This is a genomic window from Nocardia sp. NPDC056100 (assembly GCF_042266325.1).
GTDB lineage: Bacteria > Actinomycetota > Actinomycetes > Mycobacteriales > Mycobacteriaceae > Nocardia.
In genome coordinates this window covers 825044-845913 of the sequence record NZ_JBHJVY010000002.1, presented here as the reverse complement: position 1 = coordinate 845913, position 20870 = coordinate 825044, and the positions used below count along the sequence as shown (strand labels likewise).

General features: G+C 67.6%; 25 protein-coding genes. 10 read left to right on the top strand and 15 right to left on the bottom strand.

Annotated elements, in window-relative coordinates; genetic code table 11:
• Positions 1–202 precede the first annotated feature (202 nt).
• From ACFC0O_RS15840 to ACFC0O_RS15830, 3 genes are all read right to left on the bottom strand, one after another.
• The gene (locus ACFC0O_RS15840) at positions 203–778 is read right to left on the bottom strand and encodes an HD domain-containing protein (protein ID WP_375958305.1); all 576 of its coding nucleotides are present in this window, start codon (positions 776–778) and stop codon (positions 203–205) included.
• Between the two features lie 361 nt (positions 779–1139).
• Positions 1140–1523 carry a nuclear transport factor 2 family protein gene (locus ACFC0O_RS15835; RefSeq protein WP_375958303.1) on the bottom strand — a complete coding sequence of 128 codons (384 nt, stop codon included), beginning with the start codon at positions 1521–1523 and terminating at the stop codon, positions 1140–1142.
• 16 nt (positions 1524–1539) lie between these two features.
• Entirely contained in the window at positions 1540–2076 is a 537-nt protein-coding gene (locus ACFC0O_RS15830) for a MarR family winged helix-turn-helix transcriptional regulator (RefSeq protein ID WP_375958301.1), read from the bottom strand.
• A gap of 123 nt (positions 2077–2199) precedes the next feature.
• Between ACFC0O_RS15830 and ACFC0O_RS15825 the strand changes: the two genes are divergently transcribed.
• Positions 2200–2547, top strand: coding sequence for an antibiotic biosynthesis monooxygenase (locus tag ACFC0O_RS15825; protein WP_364645071.1), 348 nt, complete (start codon positions 2200–2202; stop codon positions 2545–2547).
• Between the two features lie 7 nt (positions 2548–2554).
• On the opposite strand, the gene ACFC0O_RS15820 is transcribed toward ACFC0O_RS15825, so the two are convergent.
• Positions 2555–3361, bottom strand: coding sequence for a LysR family transcriptional regulator (locus tag ACFC0O_RS15820; protein WP_375958299.1), 807 nt, complete (start codon positions 3359–3361; stop codon positions 2555–2557).
• 67 nt (positions 3362–3428) lie between these two features.
• Here ACFC0O_RS15820 and ACFC0O_RS15815 point away from each other — a divergent pair, with 67 nt between their 5' ends.
• Positions 3429–4322: an NAD(P)H-binding protein gene (locus ACFC0O_RS15815; RefSeq protein ID WP_375958297.1), complete on the top strand. Its 894-nt coding sequence runs from the start codon at positions 3429–3431 to the stop codon at positions 4320–4322.
• A gap of 61 nt (positions 4323–4383) precedes the next feature.
• On the opposite strand, the gene ACFC0O_RS15810 is transcribed toward ACFC0O_RS15815, so the two are convergent.
• Positions 4384–4728, bottom strand: a complete 345-nt coding sequence (locus tag ACFC0O_RS15810; protein WP_375958295.1) for a hypothetical protein — start codon at positions 4726–4728, stop codon at positions 4384–4386.
• Between the two features lie 76 nt (positions 4729–4804).
• Here ACFC0O_RS15810 and ACFC0O_RS15805 point away from each other — a divergent pair, with 76 nt between their 5' ends.
• From ACFC0O_RS15805 to ACFC0O_RS15795, 3 genes are read left to right on the top strand one after another with little or no spacing between them, the layout of a single operon-like run.
• Positions 4805–5116, top strand: coding sequence for an ArsR/SmtB family transcription factor (locus ACFC0O_RS15805; protein ID WP_375958293.1), 312 nt, complete (start codon positions 4805–4807; stop codon positions 5114–5116).
• Positions 5113–5652 (top strand): SRPBCC domain-containing protein, encoded by a 540-nt coding sequence (locus tag ACFC0O_RS15800; protein WP_375958291.1) that lies wholly within the window; start codon positions 5113–5115, stop codon positions 5650–5652. The genes ACFC0O_RS15805 and ACFC0O_RS15800 overlap by 4 nt, the downstream gene beginning before the upstream one ends.
• A gap of 46 nt (positions 5653–5698) precedes the next feature.
• On the top strand, positions 5699–6130 hold the full coding sequence (locus ACFC0O_RS15795; protein ID WP_375958290.1) for a hypothetical protein: 432 nt from the start codon (positions 5699–5701) through the stop codon (positions 6128–6130).
• Positions 6131–6479: 349 nt separating this feature from the next.
• Here the strand turns inward: ACFC0O_RS15795 and ACFC0O_RS15790 are convergent, their stop codons facing one another.
• From ACFC0O_RS15790 to ACFC0O_RS15770, 5 genes are read right to left on the bottom strand one after another with little or no spacing between them, the layout of a single operon-like run.
• Positions 6480–7022, bottom strand: a complete 543-nt coding sequence (locus tag ACFC0O_RS15790; RefSeq protein ID WP_375958288.1) for a carboxymuconolactone decarboxylase family protein — start codon at positions 7020–7022, stop codon at positions 6480–6482.
• Positions 7019–7312, bottom strand: coding sequence for an FAD-dependent monooxygenase (locus tag ACFC0O_RS15785; RefSeq protein WP_375958286.1), 294 nt, complete (start codon positions 7310–7312; stop codon positions 7019–7021). The genes ACFC0O_RS15790 and ACFC0O_RS15785 overlap by 4 nt, the downstream gene beginning before the upstream one ends.
• Before the next feature lie 44 nt (positions 7313–7356).
• Complete coding sequence (locus tag ACFC0O_RS15780; RefSeq protein WP_375958284.1) at positions 7357–8988, bottom strand: bifunctional 3-(3-hydroxy-phenyl)propionate/3-hydroxycinnamic acid hydroxylase; 1632 nt, start codon at positions 8986–8988, stop codon at positions 7357–7359.
• 16 nt (positions 8989–9004) lie between these two features.
• Complete coding sequence (locus ACFC0O_RS15775) at positions 9005–9928, bottom strand: VOC family protein (protein WP_375958282.1); 924 nt, start codon at positions 9926–9928, stop codon at positions 9005–9007.
• 31 nt (positions 9929–9959) lie between these two features.
• Positions 9960–10814, bottom strand: a complete 855-nt coding sequence (locus tag ACFC0O_RS15770; RefSeq protein ID WP_375958280.1) for a fumarylacetoacetate hydrolase family protein — start codon at positions 10812–10814, stop codon at positions 9960–9962.
• A 119-nt stretch (positions 10815–10933) separates the two neighbouring features.
• On the opposite strand from ACFC0O_RS15770, the gene ACFC0O_RS15765 reads away from it, so the two are divergent.
• Genes ACFC0O_RS15765 through ACFC0O_RS15755 form a run of 3 tightly spaced genes read left to right on the top strand, consistent with a single transcriptional unit; the run spans position 10934 to position 13171 of the window.
• Positions 10934–11635, top strand: coding sequence for a GntR family transcriptional regulator (locus ACFC0O_RS15765; RefSeq protein WP_375958278.1), 702 nt, complete (start codon positions 10934–10936; stop codon positions 11633–11635).
• Positions 11636–11651: 16 nt separating this feature from the next.
• A complete protein-coding gene (locus ACFC0O_RS15760) occupies positions 11652–12410 on the top strand; it encodes a CoA transferase subunit A (protein WP_375960734.1) in 759 nt (252 codons plus the stop codon).
• A 35-nt stretch (positions 12411–12445) separates the two neighbouring features.
• A complete protein-coding gene (locus ACFC0O_RS15755) occupies positions 12446–13171 on the top strand; it encodes a 3-oxoacid CoA-transferase subunit B (RefSeq protein ID WP_375958276.1) in 726 nt (241 codons plus the stop codon).
• On the opposite strand, the gene ACFC0O_RS15750 is transcribed toward ACFC0O_RS15755, so the two are convergent.
• The 3 genes from ACFC0O_RS15750 to ACFC0O_RS15740 all read right to left on the bottom strand — a co-directional run bounded on the left by ACFC0O_RS15750 (position 13073) and on the right by ACFC0O_RS15740 (position 14575).
• Positions 13073–13615 (bottom strand): hypothetical protein, encoded by a 543-nt coding sequence (locus ACFC0O_RS15750; protein ID WP_375958274.1) that lies wholly within the window; start codon positions 13613–13615, stop codon positions 13073–13075. The two genes, ACFC0O_RS15755 and ACFC0O_RS15750, sit on opposite strands and share 99 nt — an antisense overlap.
• Before the next feature lie 109 nt (positions 13616–13724).
• The gene (locus ACFC0O_RS15745) at positions 13725–13940 is read right to left on the bottom strand and encodes a hypothetical protein (RefSeq protein ID WP_375958272.1); all 216 of its coding nucleotides are present in this window, start codon (positions 13938–13940) and stop codon (positions 13725–13727) included.
• The gene (locus tag ACFC0O_RS15740; RefSeq protein WP_375958270.1) at positions 13937–14575 is read right to left on the bottom strand and encodes a TetR/AcrR family transcriptional regulator; all 639 of its coding nucleotides are present in this window, start codon (positions 14573–14575) and stop codon (positions 13937–13939) included. The genes ACFC0O_RS15745 and ACFC0O_RS15740 overlap by 4 nt, the downstream gene beginning before the upstream one ends.
• 67 nt (positions 14576–14642) lie before the next feature.
• Here ACFC0O_RS15740 and ACFC0O_RS15735 point away from each other — a divergent pair, with 67 nt between their 5' ends.
• Positions 14643–15062, top strand: a complete 420-nt coding sequence (locus ACFC0O_RS15735) for a hypothetical protein (protein ID WP_375958268.1) — start codon at positions 14643–14645, stop codon at positions 15060–15062.
• On the opposite strand, the gene ACFC0O_RS15730 is transcribed toward ACFC0O_RS15735, so the two are convergent.
• Positions 15053–15781: a hypothetical protein gene (locus tag ACFC0O_RS15730; RefSeq protein WP_375958266.1), complete on the bottom strand. Its 729-nt coding sequence runs from the start codon at positions 15779–15781 to the stop codon at positions 15053–15055. The two genes, ACFC0O_RS15735 and ACFC0O_RS15730, sit on opposite strands and share 10 nt — an antisense overlap.
• Positions 15778–19749, bottom strand: coding sequence for a hypothetical protein (locus ACFC0O_RS15725; RefSeq protein ID WP_375958264.1), 3972 nt, complete (start codon positions 19747–19749; stop codon positions 15778–15780). Before ACFC0O_RS15725 ends, ACFC0O_RS15730 begins: the two co-directional genes overlap by 4 nt.
• A 177-nt stretch (positions 19750–19926) precedes the next feature.
• Between ACFC0O_RS15725 and ACFC0O_RS15720 the strand changes: the two genes are divergently transcribed.
• Positions 19927–20781 (top strand): hypothetical protein, encoded by an 855-nt coding sequence (locus ACFC0O_RS15720; protein ID WP_375958262.1) that lies wholly within the window; start codon positions 19927–19929, stop codon positions 20779–20781.
• The last annotated feature ends 89 nt before the right edge of the window (positions 20782–20870 follow it).

Sequence of the window (20870 nt, the reverse complement as noted above, 5' to 3'; positions counted from 1 at the left end):
CGCCGCTGGTGACAGCTAACTGGCAGTGGTGATCGTCGACGGCCGGACGCTCTTGCGTCATCGTGATGTGGCGCTTGCGGTGCCGGTGGTCAATGCGCGCGAGATGCCGAAAGACCTGCGGATCTTCTCGATTGGCTGGGATGAGGGCCGCGTGCTCGCGATGCACCGAAGTTATGCGTTCACTCGATCAGACGCGGGTCGTTCACAGCCGCCAATGCAGGGGCGAGGTGGTCAGGGCGGCGTCGGCAATCTGTAGTGCGCTGGTGGTTTTGAGTTTGCTGTAGGAGTCCTCGATCCACTCCTGCATGAGTGTGTTTCCCGCAGCGCGGTATTCGATGGCTTGAAAGAGACACTCGAGGCGGTCGGCGTCGCGGGCGGCGACCGCCTCGAGGGTGGCTTGGGCTTCGAACTCGGCGACTGTCTCGCGCAGCAGGGTTTGCAGCAGGTCGGGCATGCGGGCGACTTGCGCGGCGGTGACGGCTTCGTGGTCGACCGCGGGCAGGAATGGTTTGGCGGTTTTGTTGAGGTCGCGGGTGCGCGTCTCGTGCGAGTCGTGCCAGACGGCCATGTGCGAGGCTCGCGCCGGGTCGCCGCCTTCGAGGGCCGCGATCAGGGCCGCGAGTTGGGCGGTGCGGCAGGTGTGGTCGGCGACCGATTCGGGGTTGGGGACGTGTGCGTCGAGCCAGCCTTTACGTGATTCGCGTTTGAGGGTGCCCAGTTCGAATGCGAAGGCAGCGATTTCGGCTGCGGCGGTGGGGCCGAGCTGGGGTGTGTCCATCGTGTGGTCCTCCGCGTCAGGGGCGTGCAAGACGTGCTGCGTAGGCCAGGTTAGCCAGATCTCGTCGGGCCTGGGAGCTCAAATCGGCGTCGCCACTCATCTGGTCCACAACTACAGCGCTCTCACACAGCGGTTGCGGGCCATGCCGATGACAGGGCCCGCAGCCGCATGCGCGCGACATTCACGGGTTATCCGCCCGGCCTACTACGGTGGGGCGACGTGATCGCGCTGCGGGGCAATAGGTTGCGTTGACCGCGCGGCGGCCGGGTCGGTGGACATCGCGGATCGCTACCGCTGACCCTCACCGCGTATGCGCCCTCGATACGACCACTGGGTTGATCGCCGCGTCATTGCCGCCCGCTCAGCGTTTTTCGCGGTTCGCGGCGGACATGATGGCGTGCCAGGGGGTCGGGTCGAAGATCAGCTCGATTGCGGTGATGCGGCCGTCGTGGAGGCGGAAATGCTCTGCGGTGCGCTGGATTCCGGCGGGGGAGTTGGTGTGCAGGTGGTAGATCAGTACGGCGTCGGTGTCGGTGTAGAGCTCGGTGATCATCTCGACATGGTCGGTGATGTGGACGAGCTGTTCGATTCCGGCGAGATGGGCTGTGGGACTGTCGGATTCGATGAATGGGCTGCGGAAGGAGAAATCTGGCGCCAGCTGTTCGGCCGCGGCGGGGATGTCGGCGCGCAAACGTGCGCGGTGGTATGCCTGGACGATGTCGCGAGTGGATGGGATGGTGGGCATGGTTTCCTTTGTGGCGCTATGACGTTGAGGGTTCGGAGTTGTCGAGGTAGTGCTGGATTCGGCGTTGGTTCTGTACCACCCGCAGGGACAGGTGGCGTAGCTGGGCGAGGTCGTCGGGGGTGAATCCGGCGAAGATGGCTGCCATGGCTCGGCGGGTCGGTTCGCGGAAGGATTCGAGCCATTCGTGGCCGGCCGGGGTGATGGCGACTCGGACGCCGCGTCGATCGTGTGGGTCGGGGGTGCGTTCGGCCAGGTCTTTGGCGGCGAGGGTGTCGACCAGGCCGGTGATATTGCGGGAGCTGACTCCGCACATTCGCGCCAGTTCACCGATGCTCAGGTCGTGATCGGAAACCGCCAGTCGTCCAAGGACATCCAGGGCTCCGGTGCTGAGTCCGCGGCCGCCCGCGCCGCTGGTTCGCAGCTTGTCCACGGCCTGCCAGGCCAGTCGCAGCGCGGCGGCGGCTTCCATCGCGCTGTCTTGCCCGTCGGCGAGTACGTGCATCGACTGCCGGACGCCGGGGTCGTAGATGAGGCCGTCGTCGCCGCTGGCCATGCCGGAATCAGAAGTATGTACGTCATTCATTATGTATGACTACGCTATTGGCTCGGCGACCGCGCTGCAACCCGAAGTCGCACAGCCCGTTGATCTTCGGCCGTGGCGTTGATGGAATGGGGCATGAGCTTTTTCGTGCGAGCGCGGTTCGATGTCCGGGAAGGTCGGCAGGCGGAATTCGAGGAGGCCGCGCTCGCCTTGCGTGCGCAGGCGGCCGAGGAGCCCGAAACCCTCACGTATCGATGGTTTTCCACGGTGCCGGGAAGCTATGTGGCCCTCGAGGAGTATGTCGATTCCGATGCCGCGCAGGCACATAACGAGCGGGGCGCGAAATGGCTCGAGAGCGTGTTCGACTGTGCTGAGCTGGTGTCGGCCGAGATCTACGGACCGACGGGAGCGTGGCTGCGCGAGTGGGCGGCCGAGCGGCCACAGGTGACGCTGTTCCCGGAATTCGGTTCCGAGACCGCGTAATCCACGCCTAACGGCGCAGCATCGCCAGGGCGATATCGAGGAATTCGCTCACCAGCTTGTCGCGGTTGTCCGCGGCCACCACCAGGCAGGTTTCGGTGCCGGGGGCGTCGGTGACCGGGCGGTGCGCCAGGTCGGGGCGGACGTAGGCGCGGGCGACGCTGACCGGGACCAGCACCAGTCCGTGTCCCGAGGCGACGAGTTCGAACTTCTCCTCCAGCGAGGTGGTCTTGCGTTTGGCGATATCGAGCATCGGCTCGGTGTCGAGGTCGGCCATGGTGAGTTCGGTGCGCGCGGCCAGCGGGTGCGCGGCGGGCATGCACACGACCCGGGGTTCGATATCGACCGGGATGACGCGCATGCCGGATTCGTCGAAAGGCCGTCGCAGGTAACCGATTCGGGCGCGGCCGTCGCGCAGTGGCGCGTCGCCTTCGCGCCAGCGCGCCGGGACCACGTCGGTCTCCACCTCGGGGTGGCGCCGGGAGAATTCCCGGATCGCTTCGGAGACATGGAGTCCGGTGGAGAAGGCGACCACGAGGCGGCGTACGCCGAGGTCGGCATCCTGCACGCGCCGCACGGCGGTGTCGACGGTGTCGAAGATCCGCTGTGCCTCGCGGTAGAGCTGTTCCCCGGCGGCGGTCAGCTCGACGCTGCGGGTGGTGCGCACCAGCAGTTCGCAGTCGAGCTCGTGCTCGAACGCCTTGATCTGACGGCTCAGGACGGGCTGGGCGATGAAGAGCTTGTCCGCGGCCCGGCCGAAATGCCTGTGCTCGGCCACCGCGGCGAAGTAGCGGAGCTTGCGCAGATCCAGATCCATACCCTCAGGGTATCAATTGATGGAAAGGGTCTTGGACGGCGCGGGGTTCTCTCAGCAGACTCGAATCATGATCGTCATTACCTCTCCCACCGGGAGCATCGGCAGTCAAGTTCTGCGCAACCTGCTCGAAAACCCCACTCACACTGAGGAATTGCGCGTCGTCGCGCGCGATCCCGACAGGCTCCCCGCGCAGGTTCGCGCCCGCGCGGAGATCGTCGCCGGATCACATCGCGATCCCGACACCGTGGACCGCGCCTTCGCCGGTGCGGACGCGGTGCTGTGGCTCATCCCGCCGGATATGCGGGCCCCGAGCCTGGAGGCCGCGTTCTCCGGATTCACCAGCGCGGCGGCGAAGGCGTTCACCGCCCACCAGGTCGGGCACGTCGTGGGCATTTCGGCGTTGGGTCGCGGGACTGCCGTGGCCGGTACCGCCGGGCATGTGACGGGGTCGCTGGCGATGGACGATCTCATCGCGAGCACGGGTGTAGCCTATCGGGCGCTGGCGAACCCGTCCTTCATGGATAACCTGCTCTGGCAGGCGATTTCGATCCGGGATGCGGGCGTCTTCACCGGCACCACGCCCGCCGACTTCGCGGCCCCGATGGTCGCCACCCGCGATATCGCCGCCGCGGCCGCGCGCCTGCTCGTGGATCGCTCGTGGTCCGGCACCGGCGAGGTCGCGCTGCTGGGGCCGCAGGATCTGTCGCCGAACGATATGGCGCACACGCTGTCCGAGGCGCTCGGTCGCGAAATCCGTTATGAGCGAGAGTCTCTCGACGACTTCCGTGCCACTCTCGCCGCGCGAGGGGCCAGCGCGGCGATCGCGACCGCGTTTGTCGACATGATGCGCGCCAAGAACGAAGGCTTGGACAACGGCGTACTGCGCACCGAGGCGACCGCGAGTCCGACGAGCTTCCGCGAATGGTGTGAATTGGTTCTCGTCCCGGCCGTCCAGGGCTGAACGTCCAGAGCGCTGACGAACGCCCTGTGGTCGGCGAGCCGATGTCGTCGACGCTCGGATGTCAGTGCTGCAGTTCGGGAATCGGCTGCTCTTCCAGGACGACGATCTCGCACTGCTCGGCCCAGTGCAGGTGGTGGTGATCGCCGACCAGCTCGAGCGCCTCGTCCATGGACTCGGCCTGCAGGATGGACATGCCGATCACGCCGCTGTCGGTCTCGGAGGTGCCCGTCGGGGTGATGCGGCGGGCGTTGCCGAGGGGCTTGCCGCCGTCGACGAGGCCGGTGCCGATGCGCCGGCTCCATTCGACCCACAGCTGCATGCCTTCCGCGGCTTCGGCGGGTGTGGCCTGGGCAAATCGTTGCGCGACCGACAGGGGTGCGAGGTACAGGACTATGTATCGCTTCATGGTCCGGAACGATAGGTGACCAAAAGGTCACATGTCAACGGTCATGTGACCTTTTGGTCTCGTATAGGGTGGAGGTGTGGACGAGGACGCGGTGTTCAAGGCGCTGGCCGATCCCACCCGGCGGCACCTGCTGGACGCGTTGTTCGCCCGGGACGGGCAGACGCTGACCGAGCTGGAGACCGGGGTGGAGATGACCCGGTTCGGCATCAGCAAGCATTTGCGCCTGCTCGAGGATGCGGGCCTGGTGACCGTGGCGCGCAGCGGGCGCAAGAAGCTGCACTATCTGAACCCCGTGCCCATCCGGCTGATCCACGATCGCTGGATCGACAAATTCACCGAACAGCAGATCACCGCGCTGGCCGATCTGAAGAAGGATCTGGAATCGTGAGCCTGGACGATATCCGCTCGCGCGCCCGCCCGGAGACGACCCAGATCCATCGCGTCATCATTGCCGCACCGGCGCAACGCATTTGGGCCGCGATCACCGATCCGGACTGGACTGTGCGCTACGGCTTCGGCGGCCGCAGCGTCATCGAACCTCGAATCGGCGGGGCCTTCACGGTTTTCGCGCCCTCCGGGCCCCGGCAGATCGACGCCGCACCTGTGATCATCATTCGCGGCACGGTGACCGACTACGATCCGCCGACTCTGCTGGCCGCGCGCATCCGGTTCCTGGGCGATGAGAATCTCGTCGCGGAACCGGAAACATACTTACGCTACGAGATTCGCGACCGTGGCGATGACACCTGCGCCCTCACGATCATCCACGACGTCTCCGGTGCACCGCTGATCTCGGTCCTGATCTCGGGCGACCTCGAACCCGAAGGCTTCGGCGGCGGTTACCCCTTCATGCTCAGCGACCTCAAATCCCTCCTGGAGACCGGTCACTCGCTCCCGGTGAGCCGCCCCGGCCGCAAGGACTGATCCACCCGGCACGAAACCCGGTGTGGTGTGTGCCAGGATTCCCCCAGTGTCCCTCGAATTCTTCAACGGCCTGTCCGGTACGTTGCGCATCACCCTCACCGAGCCTCCCGAGCCCATCTCGCCGACCCTGTCGAACCAGCGCACCACCGCAACGGCCGAGATCGCCGACATGACTCTCGCGGTACAGGTGTGGCACGACGACAACGCGGACTTCCGCGACCCCACCGCCGACGAACTACAGCAGGTGGTGCTGACCACGCCCGAACTCACCCTGCGCGGGCTGGGAGACCCGGTCACCCACCGCGCTCCCAACGGCCAATGGTTCACCGTCTCAGACCTGCTCGACGCGATCGTGCAGACCGAACGCGCCACCCGGCACCACACGTCCTGGTTCGACGGAATCGACGTGCACCACATCTTCTTCGAAGGCATCGGGTTCGGCAGCGATGGAGTCGGGGAGATCTACTGGGGGTCGTGAGGGGTCACGAATGGATGGGCCGGCGACACCGATCCCGAAGGCGGGGACCGTGCAGGTGATCGCGGGGTGTATCGAGGACGGTGAGCGCCGGTGAGGGTTCCCAGCCAATTGCCAGGCTCGGCAGGGGATTTAGTGAGGACGGGGGCGCGAGAGTGGTCGTGTCGGTCGTGGTGCGACCGGCCGGGCATCGTGGTGTTCGACTCCGCAGGAAGCGGTGCCCGTTCGAGTCGGCGGATCGATGTCGCACTGCCCGTGACGTTCGCCGTGCTCGATGAGTGGCCGGGTGGGATGCCGCCTTGCCCGGCCACTTCCGAGTCGACCCTGCAGGCGAATGCCGTTGTGCGAGTCGTTAATCGCGCAGTTCGGGTGCGCCGATGCCGAAGATGCCCATGAGTTGGGACAGGGTTCGGTAGTAACCGGCGAGCGTTGTCACCTCGATGACCGAGGCTCGGTCCAGGATGTCGGTGGCGGGTAGGTCGGCGGGGGTGGTGAGGGGGTGGGTGGTGAGTTGTGCGGACAGGGTGGCGATCGCTTGTTCTCGGGGGTCGGGGGTGGTGAAGGTTCCTTCGCGCAGGGCGGTGAGTTCGGTGTCGGTCAGGCCGATGGCGCGGCCGACGGCTTCGTGGGCGTAGCGTTCGAAATCGCTTGCGGTGCAGCGGGCTACGGTGAGGATGGCGATTTCGCGTTCGCGGGCGGTCAGGGCGGTGTGGTAGCGCAGGGCGGCGCCGAGTTCTTGCAGGGGGCCGCCGATGTCGGGGACTTCGACCATGAGACCGAAGGGCCCTTGAAGGTGGCCTTGCGCGTCGAGCAGGGGGAAGTGCTGGGGGCCGGTGGAGCGTTGGCCGTGCACTATGGCCTGGTAGACCGCGCGTTGCTGGGGTGTCAGGGTCATGGTTGTGCAACGTACCGGCGGGCGGTGGTCAGGTAGCTGCGGCCCTGGGCGTCCTTGGAGGTGACGGTGATTCGCACGCCGTTGTCGTCGACGGCGGTGACTTCGCGACCGAAGCGGATGTCGATTCCGTGTTCCCCGGCCCAGGCGGGCACGGGGGAATTCGGGTCGAGGGGGTGTTTGTCCAGGATGCGGACGCGGGCACCGCGGGAGGCGATCTCGGCGGCCGCGGTGAGGCCGGGCGGGTCGGCGCCCACGACGATGACATCGACGTCGAAGGTGTTGTAGCCCATGATGTTTCTCCTGTCGATAGGACGGGGCTCGGAGGCCTCCGGCGCTACCGGGGCTCGGTGCTGGGATGCAGGAGTTCGGCGAGGGCTCCGGTGACCGGGGCGGTGGTGCGGTAGGCGGGGCGCAGGTGGGCGCGGAGTTCGTCGATGAGGTCGCCGAGGGCGGGTGGGGTGGGGGCGCTTGCGTAGAGGTAGAAGTCCGGGCGCAGGATGGCCGCGACGGCGTGGTGTTCGCGGAGCCAGGGCAGGTAGGCGTTGTCGAGGTCGGCGAAGGTGCCGTAGCGGCCGTCGGTGCTCAATTGCAGGACGGTGGCTTCGATTTCGTCGAGGAAGGCCCATTGGTCGTCGGTGAGGACGATGTCGGCGACGGGGCCGTCGGTGAGGATTTTGAAGCCGGAGCCGGCGATATCGTCGAGTAGACCGATGGCCTGGCCTTGGGAGATGCGGTGCTGGGGGACGAGTTGGCCGACGCCGGGGGCCAGGGTGCCGTCGGGTTCGCGGTGCAGCACGCCGTGGCCCAGCACCGGTGGGGCGCCCGCGGGCAGGACCCGGGCGGGATCGGCGTCACCGGCGATCATGCGCAGATCGCGTTGTGCGGCAACGTGTTCGTCCAGGACGCAGATGACTTCGCCCAGGGCGATGGACATCTCGATCGCGTGGCGCACGTGCGCGGAGCGTTCGGTGGAGTAGGTGTCCAGCAGTGCCGGGTCGGCGATGTTGTGCAGGACCAGGTTCAGTTTCCAGGACAGGTTCAGTGCGTCGCGCAGGCCCGAGCACATGCCCTGTCCGGCGAACGGCGGCATGAGGTGCGCGGCGTCCCCGGCCAGCAGTAGTCGTCCCGCGCGCCAGGTGTCCACGCAGCGGGCTTGGAAGGTGTAGACGGTGTGGCGTTCGATGCCGGTGTTGGCGGGGGTGCGGCCCCACGGCTCGAGCAGTCGCCATGCCGTCTCGGTGGTGTTGAGATCGGCGACGGTTTCGGTGGGCAGGCGCATGAATTCCCACCGGCGTCTGCCGGGTCCGCCCGAGACGATGGTGGTGGGGCGGGCCGGATCGCACAGTTGCCAGTTCATCGGCGACCAGCGCAGATCGTCGTGCGGGAGGGTGTCGACGATGAGCCAGTCGAAGAAGAAGCCCAGATCGGTGATCGGCACGCCCATGGCGCGGCGTACGAAACTGTTCGCGCCGTCCGCGCCGATCACCCAGCGCGCGGCGAACGCTCGCTCGCCGTCGGCGCTGCCCGCGGTGATCTCGACGTGTTCGCCATGTTCGGCGAGGTCGATGACCTCGTGCCCGCGCAGCACGGTAACCGAGGAGATCCCCTCCGCGACCTGCGCCAGTACGCGTTCGAGGTCGGGTTGGGAGAAGAAATTGGCTGTGGGCCAGCCGCTTTCGCCGGTGCCGCTCCAGTCGATGCGCAGCAGCGACTCTCCCGCGCGGTTGCGCCATTCGTAGAAGTCGGGCACCGGGTCGGTGATGGCCATGACCTGCTCGGCGACGCCGGCGGCTTGGAAGATGCGCCCGATCTCGTGATCGAAGTGCACCGCACGGGGTTTGGGGTAGGGCTCGGGCCAGCGTTCCAGGACCAGCACATCGTGACCCGCCCGGCCCAGCAGGATGGCCAGCAGTTGTCCGACCGGACCGAAGCCCACTACGGCGACATCGTGAATCTTGTTCGGCATCAGTGGTTCTCCCCGTTCAGCCCGCGTGGTGGGCGCCGGTCATGAGGGCCGCGAGGTCCTCGGGGTGCAGGAACGAGGGCGGGGGCGGGGGTCCCCAGTTGAACAGCCCTTGCGCGCCGTGGAAGACCTCGGGTTTCCAGAGTTGGTCATCGACGATGGCGTCCATGTCGGAGTAGTACTCGCTGAAGTTCCCGGCCGGATCCTTGAGGTACCAGAAGAAATTGGACCCCGCATGATGACGGCCCAGACCCCACACGTGGCGTTCGGGATTGCCCTCGAGCATGGCGGTGGCTCCGCGTCCGACCTCGTCGATGTCCTGGACCTGCCAGGAGGTGTGGTGCAGGAAGTTGACCGGGGCGCGCAGCACCAGCACGTTGTGGTGATCGGTCGAGCAGCGCAGGAACGCGCCCTCACCTTTGATCTCGTCGCTGAGTTTGAAACCCAGACCGTCGCGCAGGAATCGGCGGGTGGCCTCGTAGTCGACCGAGCCCATCACCACGTGCCCGAGCTTGCGCGGGCGTACCGGCCCGGTGCGCAGTACCCCGGGCGCGCGAGCCCCGACGCGTTCGAGGCGACCGGGTCCGTTGTAGGCGGTGGCGGGGGTTTCGGATTGGATGAGCCGCGCGGCCACACGCACCACGGCGGTGAATCCGGCGATCGGTTCCACGGTGGTGAGCGCGTCGGGGGTGCGGGTCACCGGCAGGTCGAGGCGGCGCAGGCGCGCGGTGATGGCGTCGAGATCATCGGGATCGTCTGCGCCCAAGGTGATTTCGACCAGCCGCCGGGTGGGCGTGCAGACCAGGCGCAGCTGGTCGCCGCCGTCGCGGGTGCCCAGCCAGCCATCCGGGCGCGGGGCGAGGCCGAAATCGGTGTAGTAGTCGCGGGTGAGGTTCGGGTCGGGCACCCCGATGGTGACCGAGGACAGTGCGTGCAGCGCCATGGTCCGGCTCCTTCAAAAACGTTGTGCGGGTTCAGTGCTCGGCGACCATGACGTGCCGCATCTGCCCGACGCCGCGCACGTAGCTGACCAGTTCGTCCCCCGGGGCCAGATAGCGTTCGGGGGTGCGGCCCAGGCCCACGCCCGCGGGGGTGCCGGTGAAGATGACATCGCCGGGGCTCAGCGCGGTGATGGCGGACAGGCGCGCGATGAGTTCGCCCACGGGGAAGACCATGTCGCGGGTGCGGCCCTTCTGCATCTGCTCACCGTTGATCAGGCAGCCCAGTTCGATGTCGTCGGGATTGTCGAACTCGTCGGGGGTGACCAGCAGCGGGCCGATGGGACCGAAACCGGGGAAGGACTTGCCCATGCTGAACTGCGGTGCCGGGCCCACGCGCTGGCGGTCGCGTTCGGAAAGGTCCTGTCCCACAGAGAGTCCCGCGACATACGCCCAGCCGTCGGCGGCGGCGACCCGGTGGGCGGGGCGACCGATCACGACGACGAGTTCGACCTCCCAGTCGACCTTGCCCGGGGGCAGGGTCACGGTGCCGTAGGGCCCGGCCAGGCACGAGGCGAACTTGGTGAACACCGGCGGCTCCTCGGGCACCGCGAACGCGGATTCGGCGGCGTGGTCGGCGTAGTTGAGGCCGATGGCGAAGATCTGGCGTGGCGCGGGGGCGGGATTGCCGAACTCCTCGGGCGCGATATCGGCCAGTGGCACACCGGAGTTGGGGTCGAGGTCCGCGCAGAACCGCACCAGCTCATCCCAGCGCGCGTAGGCGTCCGCGATCGCGGGACCGAAGGTGCCACCGCTGGCCTGCTCGATATCCACGATCCGGTCGGCGGTGGTGACCAGGGACAGTCGATCGGAAATGGTGGCGAATCGCACGAGGGAACTCCTGTTTCGAGAATGCGGCCCGAACCGGGCCTGTGCACTGGATCACTTTCGAAAGTAGACGTATAGTTTCGATTCTGCAAGATTGTTTCGTATAGTGATACCGTGTTTGCATGGCGAAGAGTGGCGGAACGACCCGTACCGATGGCATCTACCAGGCGTTACGAGCCGACATCCTGGGCGGGCGCCTGGTACCGGGCGAGCGGCTGAAATTCCCGGACCTGTCCGAGCGGTACAAGGTCAGCGTCGGGGCCACGCGTGAGGCGCTGACGAAACTGACCGCCGAGGGCTTGGTGAGCACCAAAGCCCATCAGGGCTATGTGGTGCGCCCGCTCTCGCATCAGGATCTGGCCGATCTGACCCAGGCCCGGGTCGAGGTCGAATCCCTGGTGCTCAAGCTCTCGGTGCAGGACGGTGATCTGCAATGGGAATCCAATGCCGTTGCCGCACACCACCTGCTCGAGCGCACCCCGTTCCGGGATGCGGCCGATCCGGACCATCCCACCGATGAGTGGTCCGCCGCGCACGCGGCGTTCCATATCGCGCTGCTCAATGGCTGCGGCAATCGCCGCCTGCTCGAGACCGCGCGGGCGCTGCGCCAGGAGGCCGAGCTGTATCTGCAGTGGTCGGTCTCGTTCGGCAATGAACCCGACCGGGATCTGCCCGCCGAGCATCGCGCGCTGCTCGACGCGGCGGTGGGCCGCGATGCCGCACTGGCACAGGAGCTTTTGCGCGATCACATCGCGCACACCGCGCAGCTGTTGATCAGTTGCGCACCCGATCAACCGAATTCGGCGGAGGCCGATATCGAGTAGAAGGAGAACGTCCGTGATGGACAAGACGATCACCGATCCGGCGGCCGCGATCGCCGATATCGCTCACGGGGCATCGCTGGCCGTGGGCGGTTTCGGATTGTGCGGTATCCCCGAAACCCTCATCGAGGCACTCGAATCGGCCGGGGTGGGCGATCTGGATGTCGTGTCCAACAATTGCGGAGTCGACGACTGGGGGCTGGGGCGACTGCTGGGGGCGGGGCGCATCCGGCGGGTGACGGCCTCCTATGTCGGGGAGAACAAGGAATTCGCGCGCCAGTATCTGGCCGGTGAGCTCGAGGTCGAGCTCACCCCGCAGGGCAGCCTGGCCGAGCGCCTGCGCGCCGGGGGATGCGGTATCCCGGCGTTTTACACCCCCGCGGGTCTGGGCACACCGGTCGCCGATGGGTCAATGCCGTTGCGCTACAGCGCCGATGGCTCGGTGGGCGTGCACGCGCCCGCCAAGGAGGTGCGCGCGTTCGCGGGCCGCGATTATCTGCTCGAGCACGCGATCACCACCGACTACGCGCTGGTGCACGCCGCGATCGGCGATCGGCACGGCAATCTCGTATTCCATGCTTCGGCAGGCAATTTCAATGCCCTGTGCGCTATGGCGGGCCGGATCACCATCGCCGAGGTGGAGCGCCTGGTCGAGCCGGGGGAGATTCCCGCCGATCAGGTGCATGTGCCCGGGGTGTTCGTGCAGCGCGTGGTGCCGGTCGCGGCAAGCGACAAGCGCATCGAGAAACTCACTGTGCGCCAGCCGATCTCGGCCTGATTCACCATCCCTTCCGACCTATTCGAGGAATACCCATGCCCTGGACCCGCCATGAGATGGCCGCCCGCGCCGCCGCCGAACTCGCCGACGGCCAATACGTCAACCTCGGGATCGGGCTGCCGACCCTGGTCCCCAACTATGTCCCCGACGGCATCACCGTGGTGCTGCACAGCGAGAACGGCATCCTGGGCGTCGGACCGTATCCGATTGCCGGACAGCAGGATCCGGATCTGATCAATGCCGGGAAGGAAACGGTCACCCTGCGTCCGGGCGCGAGCTATATCGATTCGGCGCTCTCGTTCGGCATCATTCGCGGCGGGCATCTGGATGTGGCGATCCTGGGCGCGATCCAGGTCTCGGCCACGGGTGATCTGGCCAACTGGTCGATCCCGGGCAAGATGATCAAGGGCATGGGCGGGGCCATGGATCTGGTGCACGGCGCGCGCCGGGTGATCGTGCTGACCGAGCACACCGCCAAGGACGGCACGCCCAAGATCGTCGAGCAGTGCACGCTGCCGTTGACCGGGGTGGGCGTGGTGCATCGCATCATCACCGACCTGGCCGTGCTGGAGGTGACCGACAACGGTTTGGTCCTGGTCGAACTCGCCCCCGAGGTCACCGAAGAGCAGGTCCGTGCCCGCACCGGCGCCGCGGTGCGCACCTCAGACCATGGCGCGCACGTGGACGGTGACCGCGGTGTCGGTACCGGTGATCAGCACCGTGCGGGCCGCACGCAACTCGCTCAGGAGCAACTGTTGTGAGGCGGCGCAGTCGATGCCGAGTTCTGATACCACCCCCAGGAGAGAGCGGGCCGCAAGGTCTGCGCAAGTGACGGGCCGGGCGGCGGGTTGGTCGGCGGTCTCGGGCGGCTGGGCCCGGAAAACTGTTGGGTACCGGTCGAATTCGGCGGCCGGACCGGTGAACGACCCTCGATAGGAGCAGGTATTGAGGGTTGTTCCGACATTGCAGATCGTGGTCATTCGCACCAATGGCCAATTGCCGGGGATGTGCAGGTGGAAGTATCGGGCCAGATCGGCTCTGGCTTGACCTTCGGCCAGTTCGGTTGTCACATACTTGTCGTCGACCGTCACGTCGAGTTTGGACAGCATCGACACACAGCCTGTGACAACGACTGCCATCACCAGCGCGAAAAGTGCCGCCACCCCGACGCAGGTGTATGCCAGCGCCCTGGCTCGACGCCGCATCACCGCACCGGTTGACACATGCTCTCGTGTAGCCGATCCCACCCCGACCCCCTTCTTTTCCGCACCCTACCAACGAATTGGCCGCGGTCCGAGGCGGGAGATACCCCGCTTACACTGCGGCTGCGGAGAATTCGACGACCACGTCGTACAGGCCGGTGCTGGAGGTGACCGGGGTGGTCCGGTCGTCGCGGGCGGTGGCGGCCTGGTTCTCGAAGGCGGGGTCGGCGGTGGCCGCGTCCCAGGCCTCTCGGGTGTCCCAGTGGGAGACGTTGATGAAGGTGATGGGGGAGGCGGGCGCGGCTTCCGGGGTGGGGTGGGCGGTCATGAAAGCTCCTGGGGGGTCGCGGAATTCGGGTGGTCGGTGCGATCCAGGCCGGCGGCCAGGGCGCGTGCGGCGTCGGCGAAGTACTGCTCGTCGGCGTCGGGGGCCAGGCCGAGGATGACGCCCTGGGTCAGGCCGACGAACAGTGCGCGCAGCGCGGTGGCCAGGCGCTGGGCCTGTGCCGGGGTCACGGTGTGCGCGTTGTGGGATCGGCCGGTGAACAGTGCGGTCAGGTGATGTTCCTGCGCGCGGATGGATTCGGCGAGCTGGGTGCCGAGGTCGGGGTCGTGAACGGCCATGTCCAGCAACGTGATTTGCAGGGTCAGGCCCGAGAGGGCGTCGGGGGCGTCGCAACTGCGGCGGTAATAGCGGGCGAAGGCCTCGACCGCGCCGAGCAGGTCCATCTCGGCGGTGATCGCCTGTTCGATCTCGGTGTAGTGCGGGCTCAGGTAGTCGGTGATCATCGCGACCACCAGGCCGTTCTTACTGCCGAACAGGGAGTAGATCGCGCCGGTGGTCACCTCGGCGCGCGCGGCGATCTCCTCGAGCTTGGCGCGGTAGCCGTCGCGGGACACGATCCCGAACGCGGCATCGAGCAGCGCGCGCCGATTGCGTTCCTTGGTCTCCGCCCTCGTCATTCGCATAATTTGATTATTACCGTAATCTGATTATGGAACAAGGTGGCAGGCTTCAGGAGGAACGGTCATGACACTGACCAGGGAATCGACTCCGCTGATGACGGCGGGAATCGTCGCCGACGGAGTGTTCAAGGTGCTGCTGGGAGCGGGCGCGCTGCTCGGCGCAGGACCGCTGGGTGATCTGCTCGACGTGCCGGTGTGGCTGCTGATCGTCGCGGGTGTCGCGCTGATGAGCGGTGGCGCAGTGGAGATCCGGTATGTGAGCAAACGTCCGGCGCGAGTGTTCACACCGTTCATGGTGGCTTACGACAGCGGCTGGGCACTCACGGCGATCGCTGGGCAGGTGCTGGCGCGACAAGGCAGCAGCTCCGGCGGTGAGATCTGGGTCGGATACCAGGTCATCGCACCCATTGTCTTTGCCGCACTACTGATTTCGTCTTCGCCCGGACCGGATCGGGCCGCGGAACTCCTGGCCGATCACAGGTGAAAGCCTGCGCCGATGCCGCCGCGGCGGTCGAGGTCGGCCAGGATGGCGGGCAGGGATGTGCCTGCGCCCCAGGACCATTGGTTGCCGATGAGGGTGTCGCCCATGACCACCGGGGAGCCGGAGTCGCCCGGGTATACCGGGACTGTGGTGAGCAGGTAGGGGCCGGCGGTGGTGAGGGTGTGTCCGCAGGTGCGGGCGCTGGTGGCGCCTTGTTTGCAGACCGAGGTGCCGGTGGGGGGTGGGGCGCCCAGGGTGCGGATGGTGGTGTCGCCGACGGTGGCGACCGGTTCGACCTGGGTTTTGTCGAAGACGATGACCGCGTAGTCCAGGCCGGGGCCATTGGGGCCGGGCCCGACGGGGTTGCCGCCGCTGATGTAGTCGACTCGGCCCAGTTGATGCAGGTCGCGGGCTTTTGCACCCGGGGTGAGGGCTTCGGATTCGAGTAGGACCAGATCGCCCGGCCATTGATGGTCGCCGTCGTATTCGCAGTGCGCGTTGGTCAATCCGATCAGGTTGTCCGCGGCGTCGTAGCCGATGGCGGTGAGTGTGCATACGAAGATGATCGAATGGTCGGTGAGCGCCGCGCCGCGCAGCAGGGCCAGGCCGGTGCCGCCGCCGACGTGGGCGCGCGGGCGCGGGGTGTCCGCGGTGGCCGCGGCAGTGCCGGTGAGGGTGAGCAGGGCCGCGACAGACAGGGCCCACATACGGTGTCGGGTCACGACGCTCCTGGGCATGGTGGCTGGTAGGGGAGTCGGGGTAGGTGTGCGGCCCAGATCTCGCGGGTCAGCACGCCACGAGTCACAGCGCAGATGCGTTGGCGCGCATGGTTTTCGTCCAGATCCCAGATGCTCATGACGCTGTTGCCGACGCCGATCAGTCGCCCGCCGGCGGGGTCGAAACTCACATTCCAGGTGGTGCGGCTGGGCATGGTGAGGGTTTGTCCGATGGGGCGCGGGTGCGCGCGGTCGCGAAAGTCCCACAGCCGCACCGTGGAATCGGCGCCCGCGGTGGCCATGAGGGTGCCGTCGGGGCTGAAGTCGACGGACTGGATATTGAACGCGTGCCCGATGATCGGCTCCGTGAGCGGGTGGGTGCGTGCGGGATCGCTGATATCCCAGACGCGAAAAGTGTTCGCGGACAAGGTGACCATGGTGCGCTCGTCGAGGGTGAGACCGAATCCGGCCGGGGGGTGCGCGGGATCGCCGGTGATGCGGTGGATCTCGCTGGCGCTGCCGCGATGGGAGATATCCCAGAGTTTGATCAAGTACTCCGGATCACCCGCGGCGTTCTTATCCGGGGCCAGGGACACCAAGAGGCGGCCGCTGTGCGGGACGGCCACCGCCGCCAAACCGGTGGGGGCCGAACCCACATCGATCGCGGGACCCAGGGCGACCGGATGCGCGGGATCGGACAGATCCCACAGGCGCGCGTCCCACAGCGACTGCAGGGTGATCATGAGGCGCCCGCCTTGGCCGAACCAGCCCCCGATCGCGTCGGGGAAACGCGATAGCTGGCGGATGTGCGCGGGATCGCTGGCGTCGAGCAGTTGCACACCCTGGTGCGGTCCGGCGGTGGTGATCGTCAGGCGGCCGTCATCGCTGAGTGAGGGGGTGGCGGCCAGGTCCCGGCCGGGGCCGGGGCCGAGATCGGCGAGCAGGCGCACCGAGCGGCGATCGCCGATGTCCCACAACTCGATTCGGCCGTCCACCACGCTGGTGACCATGGTGCCGACCGCGCTCATGGCCCCGGAATTGGCGGACCAGCCGATGCGGCCGCCGATCACCGCGGGCGGCAGCGACCACAGGCGCAGTCCACCCTGCGCGCCGCCGACCGCGACGGTGTGCCCGTCCGCGGCGAACGCCACGGCGCTGGGGCTGTCGCGGCAGGGTTGAAAACTGTTGGCGTTGCGGCACGGTGGCGACGGGGCGGCCAGCGGTTCACCCAGGCGGGTGGGGTGGGCGCGGTCCACGACGGTCCACAGCGTGACCGCGTCACGGTCGCCGGTGGCCAAGATGGTGCCCTCGGAATCGAAAGCGAGCGAGCGCAGTTCGGATTTGGTGGCGACGACCAGCGGGCTGCCGAGCTGGGTGGGCTGGGCGGTGCTCAGGTCCCACAGGGTGAGGGTGGCGTCGGCGTTCCCGGTGGCCACGAACGCGTCATCGCCGCCACCGACCGCCAGGGTGCGACCGTCGCGACTCAACGCCATCGCTTGAATCTGCGGGCCCGGCACCGCGATCGGTGCGCCCACCGCGGCGGGAACCGGGCCGGGGGAGAACAGTCGCACGGTATGCGCGCCCGCCACCACCAGCTGTCCGGTCGGTGCGAAGGCGAGTGCGGTCACCGGATCGGCAGCGGGCAGGTGCGCGGACACGGTGGGGGCGGCGGGGTTCTCGATACGCCACAGGGCCACGGCCGCACCGTCACTCACGGCCAAGGTCTTGCCGTCCGGGCTCATGGCGAGCGCGGTGATCGTGCCCGCCGCCGGGGAGGACAGCTGCCGCGGATGCGCCGGGTCGGTGAGGTTCCAGAGCCGGATCTCGGTGCCGCACGCGGCGGCCAGCAGTGTGCCGTCGGGGCTGAATGCCGTTGCGGTGGAACCGTTCACGCACGCCAGCGGCGCTCCCAGGGGTGTGGTGCGGGACGGGTCGGCCACATCCCACAGTCGCACGGTGCCGTCTCGGCCGGCCGTGGCCAGCACGCGCCCGTCGGGTCGGTAGGTCACCTGTGTCACCGCGTCCTGGTGTCCGGGCAGGGGTGCGGCCAGGGGCAGGTTCTGGGTGCGTAGCAGGCGCGAGCGGATATCGGGATCGCCGGGATGCAGGCGATCGGCGACCAGGTCGAGCTGGGCCGAGAGGGAGGGATCGGTGGCGCGCACACTGTCGGCCTCGGCCAAAATGGCCACCAGATCGGCATTGTCGCGTTCCTGAGCCGAGAGCCGGGTCTGGGCGTACGCCGCCACACCCAGGACCAGCACACCGACACCCAGCAGCGCGAGCACGGTGCGGGTGGCCACGGCGAGGCGGCGGGTACGGGTGCGGGTGGCCTGTGCGGCGGTGAGGAATTCACCGATCACCCCGGTAGGCGTGCCGCCCACCTGCTCGGCGGTGCTCAACCGCGCACCCTGATACAGCAGCGCCGGATCGCGGTGTGTGCCAGCCCATTCGGCGGCATCGAGTTCCAGGCGCTGGCGGATCAGATGATCGACGCGGCCTTCATCGATCCAGGCGCGCAGGCGCGGCCACGCCTCGAGCACGATTTCGTGGGTGAACCAGACGATTTCGCGTGCGGGCGCACCGTCGGGCTCACCGTCCGTCGCGGGGGAGGTGCCCGGTGTGGTTCGGTCGGTTGTGGCGTCGGCGGTGATGAGTCGGGCATCGATCAGCCGGGTCAGGGCGGTGTGCGCGTCCTCGGAATCGCCGGTGCGGGTGAGCAATTCGGTGCGCGGTACGCGTCGGCGGGTATCGCGGCTGTCCACTCCGACGGTCACCAGATGCAGTAGCAGTTCCTTGGCCGCGCTCTGTTCGCCCGGTGTCAGGCTCTGCCATGCTTGTTCGGCGGTGGCGGCGACCGATCCGGCGACCCCGCCGGCTTTGCGATATCCCGCGACCGTGAGGCGCGCCCCGGTGCGATGCTGCCAGGTCGCGGCCATGACATGGGAGAAGAGGGGCAGGCCGCCGGGGTCGTAGCTGTGGCGGTCATGTCCGGCGCCCATTCCGCACAGTTCGGTCAGCACAAGTTCGGGCAGTCCCGGTTCGAAGTTCAATCCCGTGACGCGGGCGGGTCCGGCGATCGCTTCGCTCAGCTCATCGGTGCGCATCGGGCCCAGGGCGTAGCAGCGCGCGTTGATCGCGTCCTCGAGGACCGGATAGGCCAGGCATTGCGGATAGAAGTCCGCGCGTACCGCCACGATCACCGCGGTGCCGGTGCGTTCGTGCAGGGCGGCGATCTGTGCCAGGAAGTCCTCGCGTTCGGGTTCATCGCGGCAGAGGGTGAACGTCTCCTCGAATTGGTCGATCACCACCAGGTCCAGGCGCGCGGCCTGCGGCGAATCCACCAGCTCGGCCAGGGTCTTGCTCGGGCGCACGCCGGGAGTCATGGTGCCCACCCGCCATTGCCGGTCGGTGCGCAGCGCCGGGATCACCCCCGCGTGCAGCACCGAGGACTTCCCGGCACCCGATGCCCCGATGAGCACCACCGGTCCCGGGTCGGGACCAGTGACCGTCCGGCGCACCAGCTCTGCGATCTCGGCGCTCGCGCGGGTGCGGCCGAAGAACCACTCCCGGTCGTCGGGGCCGTAGGCGGCTAATCCCAGATAGGGACACGCGGTGTCGACTTCGGTGCCGCGGGCTTGGGCCGCGCGCCAAATGACGCGCCACGCAGTCACTTTGGTCAACTCGGGCGCGGGGTCACCCGCGGTGGTCGCCTTCTCGATGAGGGTGAGCAGGACCGGAAGTAGCGAATCGAAGTCGGCCGGAACGGCTTTGCCCGAACGCCAGTCGCTGATTCGCTGCATCGTGGCCGGGCTACCCGTGCCTGTTCCCGCCATCCGGGCCGCGGCACCCGAGGCGACGACCCGCAGCGTCGGATTGCCCGCCGCTTCGAACAATGCGGTCAATCGCTCCGCGAACACCCTGCGCGGCGCCACACCGGCGCGCCGCCTCGGGACCTCGCCCGCACCGCTCGACACGCGCCCATGATCTCCCGAAACCGGTGCCACACCAAACCGTTCGAGACCGTACTGTGCGCGAATACGTCACCTGAGCTGCATAACCTCGAATCTGTGGGGTCTGGCAGGACTCGAGGTGCTCGCCTCGGGCGAGATGATTATTCGCCGCCACCCCAGCGCGCGCTGGGGTGGCGCGGTGTGCTGGGTGAGATTGCCGCGAACCTGGGCATCGCGGTGGCGATGTGCCTGGGGTGGTCGCTCGTGGTCGTCGCGGTGGGTCTGGTGATCGGGCCCGCCAGTCGCGGCGCCACGCACGAGACCGAGGGTTGCGTGTTGATCGCTGCCTCGCCCGGAATGCTCGATCTGGACAGCACTTTCGTGTTCACCGCGACCGTGGACAGCCGCACGTGTGCTCTGCAGTCCGCCTTGAGCAGGCAGGCGTTGCGGGTTCAGGATGTGCCCGCCGGGCGGACGGTGGAGCTCGAATTGACCGCGCGCACAGAACTGTTGGTCCGTGCGCGCGGATCCTCGGGCACATCGCTGCTCGGGCAGCGCTCGACGAGCTGGACGTGGGAGCTTCGACCGAGTGTGGCCACTTCGTATGAGCTGTCGCTGGTGGTCATCGTGCGCGATGGCGACACCGGCGTGGTCGTCGACGAGAGCGAGCCGCTCTACCTGTGGTTCGATGCGGTGCCGTCGAATCTGCGGATCGTGGCGACCTCGTGGGACCGGCTCGGCACGATTCCCGGTGCGATCGCGGCGCTGGTCGCGCTGCTGGTGATCGCGGGTCCACTGTGGCTGCGGGTCCCCGCGCCCGCGCTGCCGGGGACGCGGGCACCGGAGTCGGCGATACGGATCGATGAGAGTCAGGGTGCGGCGCGCCAGTGCGCCGCGTGCAGGGGGACGATCGATCGGGGTGTGGCGTCCGGAGCGCCGCGCGCGCCCGCTACTTGCGGCGGCGGTATTCGGCGATTTCGCGGGCGCGGAAGTCCATATTGTCGCGGTTGTGGAAGAACCCGAATACGCCCGCTGTCGCAATGCCCGCGAGAATGAGCATGGTCATGATGTACCGCCCTTCGTCGTTCGGAATCAGCAGACCTGTGCAGAGCGTAGGTGCGTGCGCGGCCGGTGGGCAATGAGAT